Consider the following 17,365-nt stretch of genomic DNA (forward strand, 5'->3'; position numbering starts at 1 on the left):
GCAGGTTAGGGTTCTTACGTGGGTCAGATTTGGATGGAAATTACCCGTGAAGGTGGGTCAGTTCTGGATGGAAATCAACACCGAAATAACAAAACGCTCATCAGGGCGTGCAGGGAGTAAAAAAATGAAGTCATCCAAACCCCGTTTCGGGTGGGTTCCGCTCGCGTGGGTGGCGCAGTGGGCCTTTGTCTCAGGTGTCGCGGCTCAGCCCGTACCCGCCTGGAATCCTTCTCATGGTGTGATGGGCGTCATGGCGCCGCCATCGGTGCGTGCCACCGATCCGGTGGGCGCGGCTGCGGTGGCCCAGGGGCTGGGGGCGGCCGGTGGCGCGAGCGCACTGTCCAACCCGCGTCCGGCCCTGGCGGGTTCTGAGCTGGACCTGCTGCAGGCGGTCAAGGTGGCGGTGGGCTGGCAGCCGGTGGTGGCCGCCGCCGTGGCCCAACTCAGGCAACAAGGCAGCGTCGTCGAGCAGATGCGGGCCGGCTACCTGCCCGTCATTTCCGGTGGTATCAACACCGGGCGCCAGTCGGCCACGGCGCGTGGCACCAGCTTCACCCTGGCGGCCTCCCAAATGTTGTACGACTTTGGCAAGGTGGGCAGCCAGGTCAGCGAAGCCGAGGCCGGTGTGCGCCGCGCGCAAGCCGACGTGTTGCAGCAGATCGACACCGTGGCACTGCAGACCGCGCTGGCGGTGGTGGAGTTCAGCCGCTACCAGGCGCTGGAAAACATCGCCCAGACGCAGTTGAACGCGGTGCGCGATGTGGCGCGTGTGACCGAGCTGCGAGCCCGTTTGGGTGCCAGCACCCGGGTCGATCCGGTGCAGGCGCAGGCGCGGGTGGAAGCCGCGCAGATTTATGCGCACCAGTTGCAAACCCAGATGCGGCAGTGGCGCTCGCGGCTCAAGACCTTGCTGGGCATGGACGTGCCCGAACGCGTGGCGCCGCTGCCCACAGAACGGCTGGAGGCCGCCATGCAGCCGCAGGCCGACCGCCTGTTGTGGCCCTCGGTGTTGGTGGCCGAGGCCGATCGCCAGGCGCTGGAGGCCCGTCTGGCCGGTGCCCGCGCCGCCCGCATGCCCACGTTGACGCTGGAGGCCTCGCTGAACCGCCTGGGCAGTGGCGCCAGCAACGGGCGCAGCACCGACCACGGTGTGTATTTCAAGCTCAACAGCAATGTGTACCAGGGCGGTGCGATGCAGGCACAAGAGGAAGCTGCGCGCCTGGGCGTGCAGGCGGCGCAGTCGCGTGTGCTGGTGGCGCGCACCGAGGTGGAAGACCGCATGGCCAACCTCAAGGAGCAGTTGCAAGGTTTGGTGGCCCTGCAGGGCCCCTTGAGCGTGCGCCAGCGCAGCATCACCGACACCCGCGCGCTGTACCGCGAACAGTACCTGGCACTGGGCACCCGCAGCGCGCTGGACCTGCTCAACGCCGAACAGGAAATCGCGCAGGCGGCCTTTGATGTGGTGCAGAACCGCCACGACGCGTGGGCGGCCCAAATCAACTTCATCGACGCCAGTGGCCAGGCCCGAGCGGTCTACGGCCTTGAGGGGACACAGGTTCACGGTTTGGAGGTGCTGCCATGACAACAACGACAACAACCACAGGTACAACCAACGCGCAAGCCGCCGAGCCGGGCAAGGTGGCGCCTCAGCCCCACCCGGGGGGCTTGGAAGCGTCGGCCTGGCTCGATGCCTTGCTGGCGGTGGCCCGCCACTACAGCGTGGAGAGTTCGCCCGAGCGTGTTCGGGTGGAGATGGAGTGGCTGGCCAAAGACGTGCCGCTGGACGGGCTGGTGGACCACATGGGGCGGCAGCTGGGGTTGGCCGTGGCCTTTGCACGGTTCACACCCAACCTGCTCGACCCGTGGCGACTGCCGCTGGTGGTGGACCTGGAAGGCGGGCAGGTGGCGGTGATCGAGCGTCTGGGTGAAGGCGGTCAGGTCAGCGCGCGCCTCAGTGGCGACCAGGGGCTGGTCACCACCTTGAGCATCGACGAGCTCACACCCCGGATCAAGCGTGTGTTGTTCGTCAAGCCGCTGGCTTCGGTGGCCGACGCGCGGGTGGACGACTACATCAAACCCTACCAGGCCAACTGGTTCTGGCGCATGGCCTTGCGCGACTGGCCGCGGTACATCGACGTGATGGTGGCGTCGCTGGTGGCCAACCTGCTGGCGCTGGGCTCCATGCTGTTCAGCATGCAGGTCTACGACCGCGTCATCCCCGCGCAGTCCGAGCACACGCTGTGGGTGTTGTTCGGGGGCTTGTTCATCGCCCTCACCGTGGCGTTCATGATGCGGGTGGCGCGCACCCACATCACCGATTTGCTCGGCAAACGCGCTGACCTGCGCATTTCCGACCGCGTGTTCGGTCATGCGCTGCGCCTGCGCAACGACGCCCGGCCCCAATCCACTGGCAGTTTCATTTCGCAGATCCGCGAACTCGAACAGGTGCGCGAGCTGATCACCTCCACCACGGTCACCGCCGCGATGGACATGCCGTTTTTCCTGCTGTTCGCATTTGTGATGTGGGCCATGGGCGGTTCGCTGGTGTGGGTGCCCTTGGCTGCGGTGCCGCTGCTGGTGATCCCGGGGCTGCTGGCGCAGCGCCCCCTGGCGCTCATGGCCACCGAAGGCATGCGCGAAACCTCGTTGCGCAGTGCCATGTTGGTGGAGGCGGTGCAAGGCTTGGACGACATCAAGCTGCTGCGGGCCGAGCCGCGTTTCCAGGGCCAATGGAACCACGCCAACGATGTGGCCGCCACCATTGGCACCCGCCAGCGTTTTCTCACCGGCCTGCTCGTGAGCTGGACCCAGGAGGTGCAGACGCTGGTGTACGCCGGTGTGGTGCTGGTGGGGGCGTATCAGGTGATTGCCGGCGATCTCACCACGGGTGTGCTGATTGCCTGCTCCATCATGTCCTCGCGCATGATCGCGCCCCTGTCGCAACTGGCGCTGGTGATGACCCGCTGGCAGCAGGCCAAGGTGGCGCTGGACGGGCTGAACACGCTGATGCAGCGGCCGGTGGACCAGCCCCCGCGCAGCCAGCAGGTCAGCCGCTCGATGCTGCACGGCAACTACGAACTCAGCAGCGCCGTGTTCCGCTACAGCAAGGAGGACCCCGACCCGGTGCTCAACATCGACAAGCTGCGCATTCGCCAGGGCGAGAAGGTGGCCATCTTGGGCCGCAACGGCGCGGGCAAGTCCACCTTGCTGCAGCTGCTGGCGGGCATGCAGACGCCGCAGCAGGGGCACGTCTTGTTGGACGACTTCAAGATGACCTTGCTCGACCCGTCCGACGTGCGCCGCGATGTGGCCTTGTTGAACCAGAACGCCAGCCTGTTTTTTGGCACGGTGCGCGACAACATCACGCTGGGCATGCCACACGCCAGCGAAGAAGAGTTGATCCGGGCCTTGAAGCTCAGTGGTGCGGCCGCGCTGGTGCAAAGCCTGCAGCGTGGCCTGGACCACCCCATCATGGAAGGTGGCAAAGGCCTTTCTGGTGGGCAGCGACAAACGCTGTTGCTCGCACGCACCCTGATCCGAGAACCCCGGGTGCTGCTGATGGACGAACCCACGGCCTGGCTGGACGACACCGCCGAGCGGCAGCTGATTCAACAGCTTTCCCCCTGGCTGCGACACCGCACCCTGGTGGTGGCGACCCACCGACCGGCGGTGCTGCAATGGGTGGACCGCATCATCGTGCTGGACGGCGGGCGTGTGCTGGCCGACGGCCCGCGCGATCAGATCATGGGTGCCCGCAGCGATGCGCCACCGCCATCGACGGCGCCGGTGGTGCGAGCCCCGGCCATGGGCAGTGCCTCTGGGCAGGTGGTGGCGCGGCCGGCCGGGAGGGTGGCCGTCAAGCCGGTCATGGGCAGGTTGAACGCTGGCCTCGCGCCGCTTGCGGCGACCAACCAGAAAGGGGGTGAGGTATGAAAACCAAGCTGAAATTGCCCAAGCAAGGCCGCCGCCGCCTGGCCCATCTGTTGTCGCCTGGCGAAAGCGTGTTTCCACGCACCTCGGTGGTGGTCTGGTTGACCTTGTTGATGGTGCTTGCGCTGGGCACCTGGGCCTATTTTGGGCGGCTGGACGAGGTCACCGTGGGCAGCGGCAAGGTGGTCCCCTCCAGCCGAGAGCAGGTGGTGCAGTCGCTGGAGGGCGGCATTCTGGACGAAATCCGGGTGCGCGAGGGCGACGAGGTGCGCACCGGTCAGGTGTTGGCGCGGCTGGACAAAACCCGCATTGAAAGCAACGTGGGCGAAAGCGCTGCCAAATTGCAGGCCGCTCTGGCCACGGCGGCGCGTTTGCAGGCCGAGGTGGGCGGCACACCGCTGGTGTTTCCGCTGTCGGTGGCCAAGGACACCGCGCTGGTGCGCGCCGAAACGGCCTTGTACCAATCCCGCCAGAACAGCTTGCGCGAGTCGGTCAAGGGTTTGGAGGAAACGCTGGAGCTGATCCAGCGCGAACTCAAGCTCACCGAGTCGCTGGTGGCCCAGGGCGCGGCCAGCGGCGTGGAGGTGCTGCGTTTGCGCCGTCAGTTCAGTGACCTGCGCACCAAAATCAACGACACCAAGAGCCAATACCTTGTCAAGGCCCGTGAGGAACTGGCACGGGCCAACGCGGAGGTGGAGACACAAACCTCCGTCACCCGCGGGCGGACCGATGCCCTGAGCCGCACCGTGGTGCTCTCGCCGGTCAAGGGCATTGTGAAAAACGTGGAGGTGACAACGGTGGGGGGCGTGATACCACCCAACGGCAAGCTGATGGAAATTGTGCCGGTGGACGACCAGTTGCTGGTGGAGGCGCGCATCTCACCACGTGATGTGGCCTTTATCTATCCCGGCCAGCGGGCGGTGGTCAAGGTCACGGCCTACGACTACGCCATCTACGGCGGCCTGGAGGGCCGGGTGGTCAACATCTCGCCCGACACCATCCAAGACGAGGTCAAGCGCGATCAGTTCTATTACCGCGTCTACGTTCGCACAACGCAGGACCACCTCAAGAACGCCGAAGGCCGGCGGTTTCCGATTGCGCCGGGCATGGTCGCAACGGCCGACATTCACACCGGCAGCAAGACTGTGTGGGAGTACCTGGTCAAGCCGCTGAACCGCGCCAAAGAGGCGCTGCGCGAACGCTGAACCTGGTCACGGGCATACACTGGAGACCGGAGCGCATGGCGCTTCGGCCTTTTTGTTTTTCACCATGCAACTGCCCTCACGCTACTGGTCTGAACTCGGCACCCGCGACTTCGCTCGCCTGGCCGCCGCGCCCGATGTGGGTGCGGTGGTGGCCGTGTTGCCACTCGGTGCCACGGAACAACACGGCCCGCACCTGCCCACGGGCGTGGACACGGTGTTGGTGGACGGTGTGGTGCGAGCCGCGCTGCCCTTGTTGCCGCCCGAACTGCCGGTGCTGGTGCTGCCCACCCAAGCCGTGGGCTTGAGCCCGGAGCATGCGCGGTTTCCCGGCACGCTCACCTTGTCGTCGCAGACGCTGATCGCCTTGTGGCGCGAGATCGGCGCTGGTGTGGCACGCGCGGGCATCCGCAAGCTGGTGCTGTTCAACGCACACGGCGGGCACGTGGGCGCCATGGACATCGTGGCCCGCGAACTGCGCGCCGAGCACAACCTCATCGTCTACAGCAGCAGCTGGTACAACCTGCCATTGGGCGAGGCGGTGAACGGTTTGTTTCCGCAGGAAGAACACCGCTTTGGCGTGCATGCGGGTGACATGGAAACCTCGATGATGCTGGCGCTGGCGCCGCAGACGGTGGACATGGCGCAGGCCCAGCACTTCGTGTCGGCCTCACAGACCCGCGCGCCCGATTGCCCCATCCTCGGCAACGGTCGCAGCGCGAAGCTGGGCTGGCAGATGCAGGACTACCACCCGCAAGGGGCGGCCGGCAACGCACGCGCCGCCACCGCCGACAAAGGCCAGGCGCTGGTCGAAGCTGCGGCCCAGCAACTTGCGCTGATGCTGCAAGAGGTGTCGCGCCTGCCGCTGTCCACCTTGCGCGATGGACCTGATCAGGCGTAGGTCACCCAACTCGCATGTTCTGAGCTGTCCAGGTGCGGTAGCGTGTTGTAGGTCAGCAGCGTGTGGCGTTTCGGGTTGAAGGCGAACTCGGTCACGGCGCTGTTGCGTATGCGCATGTTGAGTTCGATGGTGGTTTCTGCCGGGGTGCCCAGGATGTGGCCCACTGCCGTGCTGATGGGGCCGCCGCTGGACACCAGCAGCACCTTGTGGCCCACATGCTCGCGTTTCACATGGTCCAGGGCGCTGGTGATGCCGGCCACAAAGTCCACGTAGCTGGGCATGCCTCGGGGCGTGACGGTGCCCGCCATCCATTGCGCCAGGCCGTCGCGCAGCAAACGAAAGTGCTGGCGGTATTTTTCGGGGGTGTCGGGTTTGGCCAGCGGTGTGGGGTGGACGGCTTGGATCACCGCTTCGCTGTCGTATTCGTTGAGGCCGGGCCAGACCAGCGGCGCCGGTGTACCCCCCAGGCCGTCGCGGATGCCTTGCCAGGTTTGTGTGTGGCGCTTGAGGCTGCCCATGAGCACGGCGTCGAACACCAAGCCCTTGGCGCGAAAGTACTCGCCCAGGCGCCGGCTCTGGCGCTGGCCGAGTTCGCTGAGCTGGTCGTAGTCGTCGGCACCAAACGAGGCCTGGCCGTGGCGCACAAGGTAGAGCTGTCCCATGGCGCCGATTGTGGCCAAAGCCCAGTGCGGCCTCCAGTGGCCGCTGTCGCTCAGGCGGCTGTTCAGGTGGTCGTTTGGGTGGCCGTGCTGGTCAGCACTCGGGCGAACACGTCGGCATCCACGTTGCCACCACACAGCGTCACACCCACCTGCTGGCCACGCAATCGCTCACGCTCCTGCCACGCGGCAGCAAACGCTGCCGCGCCCGCACCTTCGGCCACGTTGTGGGTGTCCACGAACAGGGCACGCATGGCCTGTGCCACCTCAGCATCGCTGACCACCACCACGTGGTCCAGGTGCTGTTGCAGGATGGCCAGTGCGTTGACATCGGCCACGCGCACCGCCATGCCGTCGGCCAGTTGGGTGCTCACGGCGGCCGGCACCACGTGGCCGGCCGAGAGCGAGTCGGCGTAGGTGGTGGCGCCGCTGCTGACCACCCCCACCACCCGTGCCCGGTGGCCCAGCGCCAGCTTGGCGGCGATGGCCGAACACACGCCCGAGCCCAGGCCAATGGGCACATAAACGACGTCCAGCGTGGGCACGGCGCGCAGCAGCTCCCACCAGTAGGTGGCCACGCCACTGAGCAGGTTGGCGTGGAAGCTGGGCACCATGAGCGCGCCGGTTTCCGCTGCCATTGCGATGGCGTGTTCGCGGCTGGCCTGGAAGTCGTCGCCGTGTTCGATCAGCGTGGCACCCAAGCTGCGCATGGCGGCGTTCTTTTCAGTGGAGTTGCCGTGGGGCACGACGATGGTGCAGGGCACGCCGTGGGCGCGTGCGGCCCAGGCCACGCTCTGGCCGTGGTTGCCCCGCGTGGCGCTGATGACGGCGCGGGGCATCTGGCCCTGGCGTTTCAGTGCGTCGAAGTAGGTGAGGCCGCCGCGGATCTTGAAGGCACCCACGGGGGTGTGGTTTTCGTGCTTGACCCAGCAGACCGTGCCCAGGCGCTGGCTCAAGGTCGCCCAGCGGTACTGGGGCGTGGGCGCGAAGGCGCGGTACACCACCTCGGCGGCCGCTTCGATGTCTGGCAGGGTGGGCAACATGGGGTCAGGGGTGTGAATGCAAGGTGGCTTCGCCACGGGGGGTGTGTATGTCGGCACGCAGACTGGCGGCGCCGGCCTGCACCCTGGCGGTGTTCAGGCCGATGGTGGTCAACGCACGCTGGAGCACTTCCGCTTGCGGGTGGCGCAGACACAGCGCGTTCAGCCGCAGGCCGCTGGGTGGCATGGTGCGCGCCGGGTGCTGCTCACCCCATTCGATGAGCGTGGGCAGGCAACCATCGAGCAGGCGTTGGCCGTCGTCGCGCACGCTCAGGCGCCATTGCAACAAGCCGGTGGGGGTGGGGCGCGACGCGGCGATGGCGGGGCCACGCTCCAGGCCGAATTCGGACCAAGCCGCCAGCGCAGCGCTCAGGTCGGGCACGCGCGCCACCCAGTGGATGAGCTGCGGGCCGTTGGCCAACAGGTTGTGTTGCAGGGCCGTGTCATCCAGGTCGAACCAGCGTTTGAGCGGTGCCGCGCGGGTGGGCGTGGCGGCCGGGTCGATGGCGATGATCTCCAGATAAGCGGGCGGGTCTTGTTCCGGGCCGTCCAGCCGCAGCAGCCGGTTGTGGGTGCCGAACAGCGGGTGCGCGCCACCCGGCCCAGGGGTGACGCCCAGCGTCTGTTCGCACCAGGCCACCCCGTCGGCCAGTGTGGCGGCGGCCACCACCAGGTGGTCGAGTGCGGCGGCGGGTGGGCTCACAGCGTTACCTGCCCGCTGACGCAGCTCACGCTCTCGCCGCCCACCCAGATGCTGCCCTCGTCGTCGCGCTCGATGTGTACCCGCCCCGCACGGCCCAGCGCCGTGCCCTGCGCGGCCACGTAGCGTGCCGGGGCCAGTCCTGCGCCCATGAGCCACTGCGCGAGTGCGGCGTTCAGGCTGCCGGTGACCGGGTCTTCGGCCATGCCGTTGTTGCCGGGGAAAAATGCGCGCACTTCGAAATCGGTGTCAGCGCCCGGGGCTTGGGGCGCGGTCACGCCCACCTTGCCACGCGGGCCCACCACCCCCACGTCCAGACCGGCCAGCACGGCACCATCGGGCTTGAGGGAAAGCACCTGCTCAGCCGAACGCAACATCACACCGCGCCAGTTGGGGCCGTTGTCGCACCAGGCGTGCGCCACGATGGCCTCGCGCGCCAAGCCCAGGCCACGTGCGATCAGCGCCACGTCGGCTTCAGGCAGCGGGCCGCTCTTGAGCAAGGGCGGCGCGGCAAAGGCCAGGCGTTGCCCGTCGCGGCGGATCTTCACCAGGCCCACGCCACATTCCTGCACGATGTGTTTGCCCTGGGGCTGTCCGCCCGCCAACAGCCAGGCGTGGCAGGTGCCCAGGGTGGGGTGGCCGGCAAAGGGCAGCTCGCGGCCGGGGCAGAAGATGCGCACTTTGTAGTCGGCGCCCGGCTGTGTGGGCGGCAGCACAAAGGTGCATTCCGACAGGTTGGTCCAGTTGGTGAAGGCCTGCATGGCCTCGGTGCTCAAGCCGCTGCCGTCCAGCACCACGGCCAGCGGGTTGCCCAGGTAGGGGGTGGCGGTGAAGACGTCAACTTGTTGGAACGGGCGTGTTGTCATGACAACTCCAGATGCAAGACGGTGGCGGCCGGGCGCTCGCACATGCGCGCGTACCAGGCCTCGATGTGGGGATAGGGTGGGCGGGGCTGCGGCAGGCCCCACCAGCGGTGGATTTCGCAGGCGATCGGGATGTCGGCCATCGTGAAGGACTCGCCGGCCATATGGGCGTGATGTGCGAGGTGGGTGTCGAGCTGGGCCAGCAGGGGCTCGGTGGCGGCCACCGAGGCGGCGATGGCCGCCATGTCGCGCCGTTCGGGTGGGGTGCGTATCCACTGCACAAATGCGGCCCCACCGGCGCGGTTCAGCGTGGTCTGTTGCCAGTCCATCCAACGCTCGGCATCGAAGCGCTGACGCAGGTCGCAGGGGTACAGCGGGCCGGGCGCGTAACGTGCCAGCACGTAGCGCACGATTGCGTTGGACTCCCACAGCGTGAAGTCGCCGTCTTGCAGCGTGGGCACCAGCGCGTTGGGGTTGAGGGCCTGGTAGGCGGGCGTGTTCACCACGCCGTGGGCCAAACCGGCGTCCAGGCGCTCAAACGGTAGGGCAGCTTCCTGCAAGGCCCAGACGGCTTTGCGCACGTTGATGGAAGACAAACGTCCCCACAGGCGAAGGGGGGCGTGGTTCATGCGAGGGTCTCGTGATGGGCGGGGGTGTGCCGCGCCGCGCGCTGCCAGGGGCGCTGGCCCAGCCACAGCAGCGCACCCGGCAGTTGCAGCACCAAGGCCAGGCACCAGGCCGCGCGGTAGGCGGCTTGAGGGTAGCTGCCGTCGCTGGCGGGCGTCCATTGCCCAATCACGCCGCCCAGGCCCCACTGCAGGCCAAAGGCCGCCAGAAAGATCAGCAGGTTGAAGCTGGTGCTGGCACGGCCGGTCAGTTGGGGTGGCAGGGTTTGCGCGACGATGGCGTAGTTCATGGCGCAGGCGGTGCCCGTCACGCTCAAGGCCACCGCCAGCACCGTGGCCGAGCCCGGTGATTGCGGCAGCAGCATGAGGCCCTGGCAGATCAGAAAGGCCCACATGCCCAGGCCACACACGGTGACCGGCCGCACGCGGTGGCGCTGCAAGCGGTCGGTCAGCCCGCCCCAAGCCAGCGATCCGGCGACCATGCCCGCCGCGCCCCAAAACAACACCTGTGCGGCGTCGCCGCGCGAGAGGTGACCCACGTCACGCAGCCAGGGGCCCAGCCACAGACCCTGGATGGCCATGTAGGCGCCATTGGCCATCAAGGTGCACGCGGCGGCACGCCAGAACGCGCCGTTGCAGTAAATGTGGCCCACCGAGCGCACCATGTCGCTCAGCCGCGTGTCCGATGGGCTGGCTGTGTGTTCGGGCACGCGCACCGCGATCAGCACCGCCACCGCCAGCGCGCCGGCCGCGATGCCCACAAAGCCCGCGCGCCAGCCCACGGTGTCGATGGCCCATTGCATGGGGGCGGTGGACGCCATGGCACCCAGTCCGCCCACGGCCAGCAACACGGCGGTGGACAGCGGCAGCCGGTGCGCCGGCAACCACAACGAGCTGGCTTTGATGGCGGCCATCAGCGAGGCCGACACGCCCAGGCCGATCAGCGCCCGCGCCACCAGCAAGCCCTCGAAGCTCTGAGCGCGGGCGAACAGCAGCCCGCCCAGCGCCGCCACACACAACATGGGCAGCTGCACCCGGCGCGGGCCGTAGCGGTCCAGCGCCATGCCCACGGGCAGTTGTGCCAGCGCAAATGCGCCCATGTAGGCACCGGTCAGCAGGCCCAGGCCGCTGGCGTCCAGACCGATGTCACGCACCAGGTCGGGGTAGACCACGGTGTTGACGTTGCGGTAAAGGTAGGAGACGAAATGTGCGAGCGAGAACGGCAGCAACACACCCAGCAGCACTTCCGCCAGCGCCAATGGGCGTGTGGGACGGGCGTCGGGGCGTGTGGCAGCCGGCGGACTCATGGCCGTTGTTGCATTTGGCGAATGGCGGTGGCCAGCGCGGCAATGCCGGTGTGAATCTGTTCTTCGCTCGCGGTGACGAAGGACAGGCGGATGCTGCGGGCATCGGCGTGGTCGGCGTAGAAAGCGGCGCCGGGCACAAAGGCCACGTTGTGTTCCACCGCCAGGGGCAGCAGTTGCACCGCGTCCACCCCGGCGGGCAGGCGGCCCCAGAGGAACATGCCGCCATCGGGTGCGTTCCATTCCAGCAGGCCGGTGCAGTGCTCGCTCAACGCGGTCAGCATGGCTTGGCACTGGCGCTTGTAGAGCGCGCGGATGGTGGGCACATGGCGGTCGATGAAACCATCTTTCAACACCTCGGCCACGATGCGTTGGTTGAAGCTGGGCGTGTGCAGGTCGGCCGCCTGTTTGGCTTGCAGCAGTTTGGGCATCACGGCCTTGGGCGCCACGATGAAGCCCAGGCGCAGGCCGGGCGCGAGGATTTTGGAGAAGGAGCCGAGGTACACGCTGTTGTCGGGTTCGTACGACGACAGGGCGGGCGGTGGCGGGGTGTCGAACCACAGGTCGCCATAGGGGTTGTCTTCCACCAGCGGCACGCCGGCAGCCGCAGCCGCCTTGGCCAGCGCCACGCGCCGCTCGGCACTCATGGTGCGGCCGGTGGGGTTCTGGAAGTTGGGCAGCACGTACATGAAGCGTGCGGCCGGCGCCTTGGCGCTGAAGTCGGCCACGTCCACACCTTCGGCGTCGCTGTTCACGCTCACAAATTCAGGCTCCATGGGCGTGAAGGCCTGCAAGGCGCCCAGGTAGGTGGGCGTTTCCACCAGCACGCGGCTGCCCGTGTCGATCAGCACCTTGGCGATCAGGTCCAGGCCCTGCTGCGAGCCGGTGGTGATCAGCACCTGATCGGGATGGATGGCCATGCCCAGCTTTTTCAAATCGTTCGCCACCCAGTCGCGCAGCGGGCCGTAGCCTTCGCTGGACGAGTACTGAAGCGCGGCGCGGCCGTCTTGCGCAAACACGCGCGCAGTGGCTTCGGCCATGGCTTCGATGGGGAAGGTGCTGGGCGAGGGCAGACCGCCCGCAAAACTGATGATGCCCGGCTTCTCGGTCACCTTGAGGATCTCGCGGATCACGGAAGGGTTCATCTTGTGGGCGCGTTGCGCCAGGGTCCAGCTCATGTGGGGCTCCTCTTTGTGTGTTCAGGGGTGGAAATGGGGTGAGGTGTGTTGACTGGCATGCGTTTGCCGATGAACACGGTGGCCACGACGGCCAGCCCGAAGGCGACCGTGGTGAAGTCCAGCGATTCTCCCAGCAGTGGCACGGCGAACAGCATGGACAAAAAAGGTTGGGCCAGTTGCACCTGGCTCACGCGCACCGTGCCGCCCAAGGCCAGGCCACGGTACCAGGCAAAAAAGCCCAGCCACATGGAAAACACCGCCACGTAGGCGAAACCACCCCAGGCACTGGACGGCAGGGGCTGTGCAGGCCAGGACCACAAGGCCAGCGGCAGCGTCACCGGCAGGGCCAGCAGCAAGGCCCAGCAGATCACCTGTTCGGCCGGTATGTGTTGCGACAGACGGGCGCCGTAGCCGTAGCCAACCGCCGCACAGGCCATGGCGCCCAAGAGCAGCTGGTCCGCCGGGTGCAGGTGCAGGCCTGCCTGGCCGGAGTGCAGCAGGGCAAAGGCCACCACCAGCGCGCTGCCGGCCACGGCGCAGGCCCAGAAGCCCAATGAAGGGCGCTGGCGGTGCAGCAGCGCGCCCACGGTGGCCGTGGCCAGGGGCAACACCCCCACGATCACGCTGGCGTGCACCGCCTGCACCTGGCGCATGGCGATGGAGGTGAGCAGCGGAAAGCCCAGCACCACGCCAAACGCCGTCATGGCCAGGGCCGGCCAGTGCTGCCGGTGGGGCCACGGCGCACGCGCCCACAACAGCCAGGCGGCCGACAGCGCCGCCGCCGCCACCGCCCGCCCCATGGCCACGAACAGGCCCGACATCAGTGGGGCGTCGGTGGTGCCCACGGCCAGGCGGGTGAACGGCTGGGTGAGCGCAAAAATGGCCACGCCCACAAAACCCAGCCACATGCCGCGGCGCTGCGCGCGGGTGCCGGTGGTGTCGTGATTGGTGGGTGTCATGCGCGCGCCTTGGTGGCGTGACGCCACAGGCCGAAAGGCTGGGTGGAGGGTGTCAGCGGGGCAGCGCATGTGGGCCGAGTCATGGGCAACAATGTACCGTCTTGCCCATTACAGTATCAGTACAAATAAGGGTTCACGCCAGATTGCTGTGCTGGTTTTCCTGGTAATACAGAGAAGGGCCGGCCATCTCGAGTGGAGAGCGGGCAACGCGCAATGATGCACTGGATATCAACGGGCGGGCATTGCGTCGCTGGATTGGCCGACCCACTGACCCGGGCCGTCAACCAGTACCCGATCAATTTTTTTCACCGCGGGCGCGGCTGCGATCAGTGGCTGGCTGCCATCCACACCACTGTGCTCACCAACACCAAGGCCATGGCCCGGTTGAACCACAGCAGCCGGCGGCCTGATGCGAGCCAGCCGCGCAACAGCGCCCCGGCGCTGGCGTACAAGAAATTGCTCACGAACGCGTAGGCCAGCATGACGGGCAGCACCACGGCCATGCGGGCCAACGCGTCGTCGCGCCCCGCGATCCACCCGGCCACGATGGTCAGCGCCAGCATCCAAGCCTTGACGTTGACAAACTGCAATGCCGCGCCCTGCCAGAACCCCACGGTCAGCGCCCCACTCTGGGCCGAGCCCAGTTTGCTGCTTTGGCTCAGTTTGAAGGCCAACCACAACAGGTAGGCCAGGCCGGCCCATTGCAAGGCCAAACGCAAGGTGGGCCATGCCAACAACAGGGTGCCCAGGCCCGCCGCGCTCAAGATCAACAACGCCCCCCAGCCCACCGGGACCGCCAAGACAAACGGCAGGGCGCCGCGCAGCCCACGGTTGGCCGCCAGCGCGGTGGACAAGGTGGTGTTGGGGCCGGGCGTGAAGCTCATGGCGGTGGCCAGGGCCAGCAGTGCGGTGAATTCTTGCCACGTCATGCGCAGGACTGTAAGCGACCGATGGTGGGCCCGTCGGCGGTGGCGCGTTGGAGCATGGGTTGACTCAGATGCCGAGGTCCTTTTCCGTTTCAACTTTGTTGACAAATAGGTGGGCAAACCCTATTCTTAACAAAAATTAAAAATTGACAGGGGGGATCGTATGCTGTCACGCATATCACGCGAGGGTTTGTGCGCCCTCGCTCCCGAAGTTCTCGGGTGTATCCGGCGGGTGCGCTCTCACCTGCTTTTGTATGGTTTTGGCGATAGCGCTTGGACGATCTCGGCACTGCTTCGAGATCATTTTTGTCAATCCCGTACCGATCTAGCTTCACAATTGTTTGGGTTTTCGCTGACCGGGCGTGAGCGTGTCTCAGGTACGATCTCAAACGTCAATTCTAAACCTGTGTTGTTTTGGCATTTTTGGCCAAACGGGTGGTTGAGTGTGGGGATTTCGCCCAAGTCTCGCGGTCAGGCGTCGCTGCTTGGTGTGGGGTAAGTGCAAAGTCCGGGGTTAAAAAAATTACAAGTCAGGGAGTTTTATGAAACAAATCAATCGGTGGGTCGCCCGTGGTGGGCGTTGGGTGTTGGCGGCTACCGCAGCGGTGGTCCTGGGCGGATGTGCTGGTGGGAAGCTGCACGGCCCCGCAGGGTCCTTTGCCGAGCTCCAGCCAACCCAGGCCAACGAGGCCATCCTGGTTTTCTTCCGCGAGTCAGGCACCGAGGGCCGCGTGCCTTTGGTTCTGGCCAACGACCGTGTGGTGGGATCGTTGCTGGCCGGCCGATACGCACAGGCCCGCGTGTGTGCTGGCGCCTTCATGGCAGGCTCCGCAGACCGTGCCGACGTGGTGGGTGTGCCCCAGTACCAACCTGTGACGGTGCAGGCCGGACAAGCCGTCTATCTGCAAGTGATGGAGGGCGCCCAAGGGCAGTTCGAGCTCAAGCCGCTGGATGCGGCTCTGGCGCGCGAGCGTCTGAGCAAACTGCAAGCCGCGTCTCACATCATCAACCGTCACGTGCCCGATTGCACCCCAAAAGTGGTGTCTGCGGTGGCTCCGGTGGTGGTGCCTAAGGTGGTTCCCGCTGCGCCAGTGCCCACTGTGCCGGTGCTGCTCAAGCGGGTTGAGCTGGGCGCCGATGCGCTGTTCCGTTTTGATCGCTCTGGCACCGACGACATGTTGCCCCAGGGCCGTGCTGCGCTGGTCAAACTGGTCGATGACATCCAGCGCCACGACGTGGCGGTCGAGCGGCTGCGCCTGACGGGCCACACCGATCGTCTGGGCACGGACGCCTACAACAACCGCCTGTCACAGCAGCGCGCCGCCACGGTGGGCGACTTCCTTCGTCGCGCAGGCCTGACCATGCCCATGGAGGCTGTTGGCAAGGGAGAGCAGGAGCCCATTGCCACCGGATGCGTCGGCGAAAAGGCCACCCCGGCATTGGTCGCCTGTCTGCAGCCAGACCGCCGGGTGTCGATCGATCTGATCGGGTCGGCGCCTGTGTCTGCCTCCATTGTTGCACCGGCACGGTGATGTGAGTGTGATAGCGCCGTCTGGCGCTGCGGCCACCTTCCGGGTGCGGGAGTTGTGAGCAAAGCGATGTGTAGCGACGAGTGGCCTGTGAGTGCAACGGCACACGGGCAAAAGAAAAATAAGTCAATCAGGGAAGAATCATGAACAAAGAAATTCAATTGCTGGTCAACAGCGTCGAAGGCGAGCGCCAGACGATGGTTGTTCAACCGGGCGCGGGCAAGGCGGGCAAGCCGTTGGTCATCAAGGCGCAGGCCAACGTCACCTACGAACTCAAAGACGTTGTCAAGGGTGTCGCACCTGACCAGGTGCTGGTGCGCCGCAAAGGCAAAAACCTCGAAATCGTGCTCGACGTCGAGGGCAAAGAAGAAGAGGCGCAAGCGGCGGCCGATATCGTTGTCGAGGACTACTTCGACGCCGAAGGCTCGCGCCTGGTGGGAGTGGCCGAAGACGGCAACTACTACACCTACGTGCCCCAGGAGGGGACGGCTGACCTCCTGTCGTGGAACATGGACGACGCCGACTATTCGTATCACAGCCTGGGGTACAGCGATGCCAGCGCGGTGGCGTGGTGGCCGTTGTTGGGCTTGTTGGCGCTCGGCGGCGTTGGCGGCGGAGGCGTGGTTGCCGCAGCGTCCACTCGAAAGCCACCGGTGGTGGTCATCACCGAAGATGCCAACAACGACGGCAAGATCAGCGAAGCCGAACTGAATGGGCAAATTGACGTGCGCGTCACCTTGCCCGACGACGTCAAAGTCGGTGAGACCCTGGTGGTGACCGACAACCATGGCCACAGCGAGCAAGTTGTGTTGACCCAACCCGACATCGACGCAGGGGGGGTCGACGTGACGTTCCCTCCTCCCGGTAAGGGAGAAGTCATTGTGGTCGAAGCTGTCATCCTGCCCACCGACGGCGGCAGCACGCCCACAGGCCAAGACAAAGCGGTCATGCCCCCCGTCGAGGTTGATGAAATTCCCGTGGAGCCACCACCTCCGGCTCCTGCTCCGGCTCCGGCACCAGCACCAGCACCAGCACCTGCACCTGCACCTGCACCTGCACCTGCACCTGCACCTGCACCTGCACCGGAGCCGTCGGCTCCGGTGGTGACGGTGAGCGCCCCGGACAACACCCCAGACACGACGCCCACGATCACGGGCACGACCGACGTGCCCCCAGGCAGCACGGTGACGGTGGTGGTGACGGACAACGGAGGGAACACCCAGACGCTGACGGGCACGGTGCAGCCTGACGGCAGCTACAGCGTCACGCCCACGACCCCGCTGGTCGAAGGCCCGTACACGGCCGAAGCCTCGGTGACGGACCCGGCGGGCAACCCGGCCAACGCCATCGACCCTGGCAGTATCGACACACCTGCCAAAGTGATCAGCGGCACCAGTGGCACGGGTGTGGAAGACGGCACCCCGATCACGGGCACCCTGACGGCCACCGACCCGGACGGTCTGAGTGATGGCAGCGTGTACAGCGTGAGCGGCAACCCGACCCACGGCACGGCCAGCATCGACCCGGTCAGTGGCGAGTGGACCTACA

At 66.5% G+C, this 17,365-nt stretch carries 15 protein-coding genes; 6 read left to right on the forward strand and 9 right to left on the reverse strand.

Annotated elements, in window-relative coordinates:
* Positions 1-124 precede the first annotated feature (124 nt).
* The 4 genes from ACFQU0_RS16755 (at position 125) to ACFQU0_RS16770 (ending at position 6,033) form a co-directional block, all read left to right on the forward strand.
* Positions 125-1,582 carry a TolC family protein gene (locus ACFQU0_RS16755; protein ID WP_382202784.1) on the forward strand — a complete coding sequence of 486 codons (1,458 nt, stop codon included), beginning with the start codon at positions 125-127 and terminating at the stop codon, positions 1,580-1,582.
* Positions 1,579-3,933, forward strand: coding sequence for a type I secretion system permease/ATPase (locus tag ACFQU0_RS16760; protein ID WP_382202786.1), 2,355 nt, complete (start codon positions 1,579-1,581; stop codon positions 3,931-3,933). The genes ACFQU0_RS16755 and ACFQU0_RS16760 overlap by 4 nt, the downstream gene beginning before the upstream one ends.
* Positions 3,930-5,135 carry an HlyD family type I secretion periplasmic adaptor subunit gene (locus ACFQU0_RS16765; RefSeq protein WP_382202788.1) on the forward strand — a complete coding sequence of 402 codons (1,206 nt, stop codon included), beginning with the start codon at positions 3,930-3,932 and terminating at the stop codon, positions 5,133-5,135. The genes ACFQU0_RS16760 and ACFQU0_RS16765 overlap by 4 nt, the downstream gene beginning before the upstream one ends.
* Before the next feature lie 64 nt (positions 5,136-5,199).
* Positions 5,200-6,033, forward strand: coding sequence for a creatininase family protein (locus tag ACFQU0_RS16770; protein WP_382202790.1), 834 nt, complete (start codon positions 5,200-5,202; stop codon positions 6,031-6,033).
* Here ACFQU0_RS16770 and ACFQU0_RS16775 read toward each other — a convergent pair.
* From ACFQU0_RS16775 to ACFQU0_RS16815, 9 genes are all read right to left on the reverse strand, one after another.
* On the reverse strand, positions 6,024-6,695 hold the full coding sequence (locus tag ACFQU0_RS16775) for a histidine phosphatase family protein (RefSeq protein ID WP_382202792.1): 672 nt from the start codon (positions 6,693-6,695) through the stop codon (positions 6,024-6,026). The two genes, ACFQU0_RS16770 and ACFQU0_RS16775, sit on opposite strands and share 10 nt — an antisense overlap.
* Positions 6,696-6,757: 62 nt before the next feature.
* Complete coding sequence (locus ACFQU0_RS16780; RefSeq protein WP_382202794.1) at positions 6,758-7,735, reverse strand: threonine dehydratase; 978 nt, start codon at positions 7,733-7,735, stop codon at positions 6,758-6,760.
* Between the two features lie 4 nt (positions 7,736-7,739).
* Complete coding sequence (locus ACFQU0_RS16785; protein ID WP_382202796.1) at positions 7,740-8,435, reverse strand: VOC family protein; 696 nt, start codon at positions 8,433-8,435, stop codon at positions 7,740-7,742.
* Entirely contained in the window at positions 8,432-9,298 is an 867-nt protein-coding gene (locus ACFQU0_RS16790; RefSeq protein WP_382202797.1) for a PhzF family phenazine biosynthesis protein, read from the reverse strand. Before ACFQU0_RS16790 ends, ACFQU0_RS16785 begins: the two co-directional genes overlap by 4 nt.
* Complete coding sequence (locus ACFQU0_RS16795; protein WP_382202799.1) at positions 9,295-9,924, reverse strand: glutathione S-transferase family protein; 630 nt, start codon at positions 9,922-9,924, stop codon at positions 9,295-9,297. The genes ACFQU0_RS16790 and ACFQU0_RS16795 overlap by 4 nt, the downstream gene beginning before the upstream one ends.
* Positions 9,921-11,228 (reverse strand): MFS transporter, encoded by a 1,308-nt coding sequence (locus ACFQU0_RS16800; protein WP_382202801.1) that lies wholly within the window; start codon positions 11,226-11,228, stop codon positions 9,921-9,923. The genes ACFQU0_RS16795 and ACFQU0_RS16800 overlap by 4 nt, the downstream gene beginning before the upstream one ends.
* Positions 11,225-12,403, reverse strand: a complete 1,179-nt coding sequence (locus tag ACFQU0_RS16805) for an aminotransferase-like domain-containing protein (RefSeq protein WP_382202803.1) — start codon at positions 12,401-12,403, stop codon at positions 11,225-11,227. The genes ACFQU0_RS16800 and ACFQU0_RS16805 overlap by 4 nt, the downstream gene beginning before the upstream one ends.
* Positions 12,400-13,362, reverse strand: a complete 963-nt coding sequence (locus ACFQU0_RS16810; RefSeq protein WP_382202804.1) for a DMT family transporter — start codon at positions 13,360-13,362, stop codon at positions 12,400-12,402. The genes ACFQU0_RS16805 and ACFQU0_RS16810 overlap by 4 nt, the downstream gene beginning before the upstream one ends.
* A gap of 326 nt (positions 13,363-13,688) precedes the next feature.
* A complete protein-coding gene (locus ACFQU0_RS16815; RefSeq protein WP_382202806.1) occupies positions 13,689-14,291 on the reverse strand; it encodes a LysE family translocator in 603 nt (200 codons plus the stop codon).
* Positions 14,292-14,830: 539 nt separating this feature from the next.
* Here ACFQU0_RS16815 and ACFQU0_RS16820 point away from each other — a divergent pair.
* Positions 14,831-15,820, forward strand: a complete 990-nt coding sequence (locus tag ACFQU0_RS16820) for an OmpA family protein (protein WP_382202808.1) — start codon at positions 14,831-14,833, stop codon at positions 15,818-15,820.
* Between the two features lie 140 nt (positions 15,821-15,960).
* Positions 15,961-17,365 (forward strand): Ig-like domain-containing protein (locus ACFQU0_RS16825; protein ID WP_382202810.1); only part of this gene is annotated, 1,405 nt, incomplete at its 3' end.

Source organism: Hydrogenophaga defluvii (assembly GCF_042665235.1).
Classification (GTDB): domain Bacteria; phylum Pseudomonadota; class Gammaproteobacteria; order Burkholderiales; family Burkholderiaceae_C; genus Hydrogenophaga; species Hydrogenophaga defluvii_A.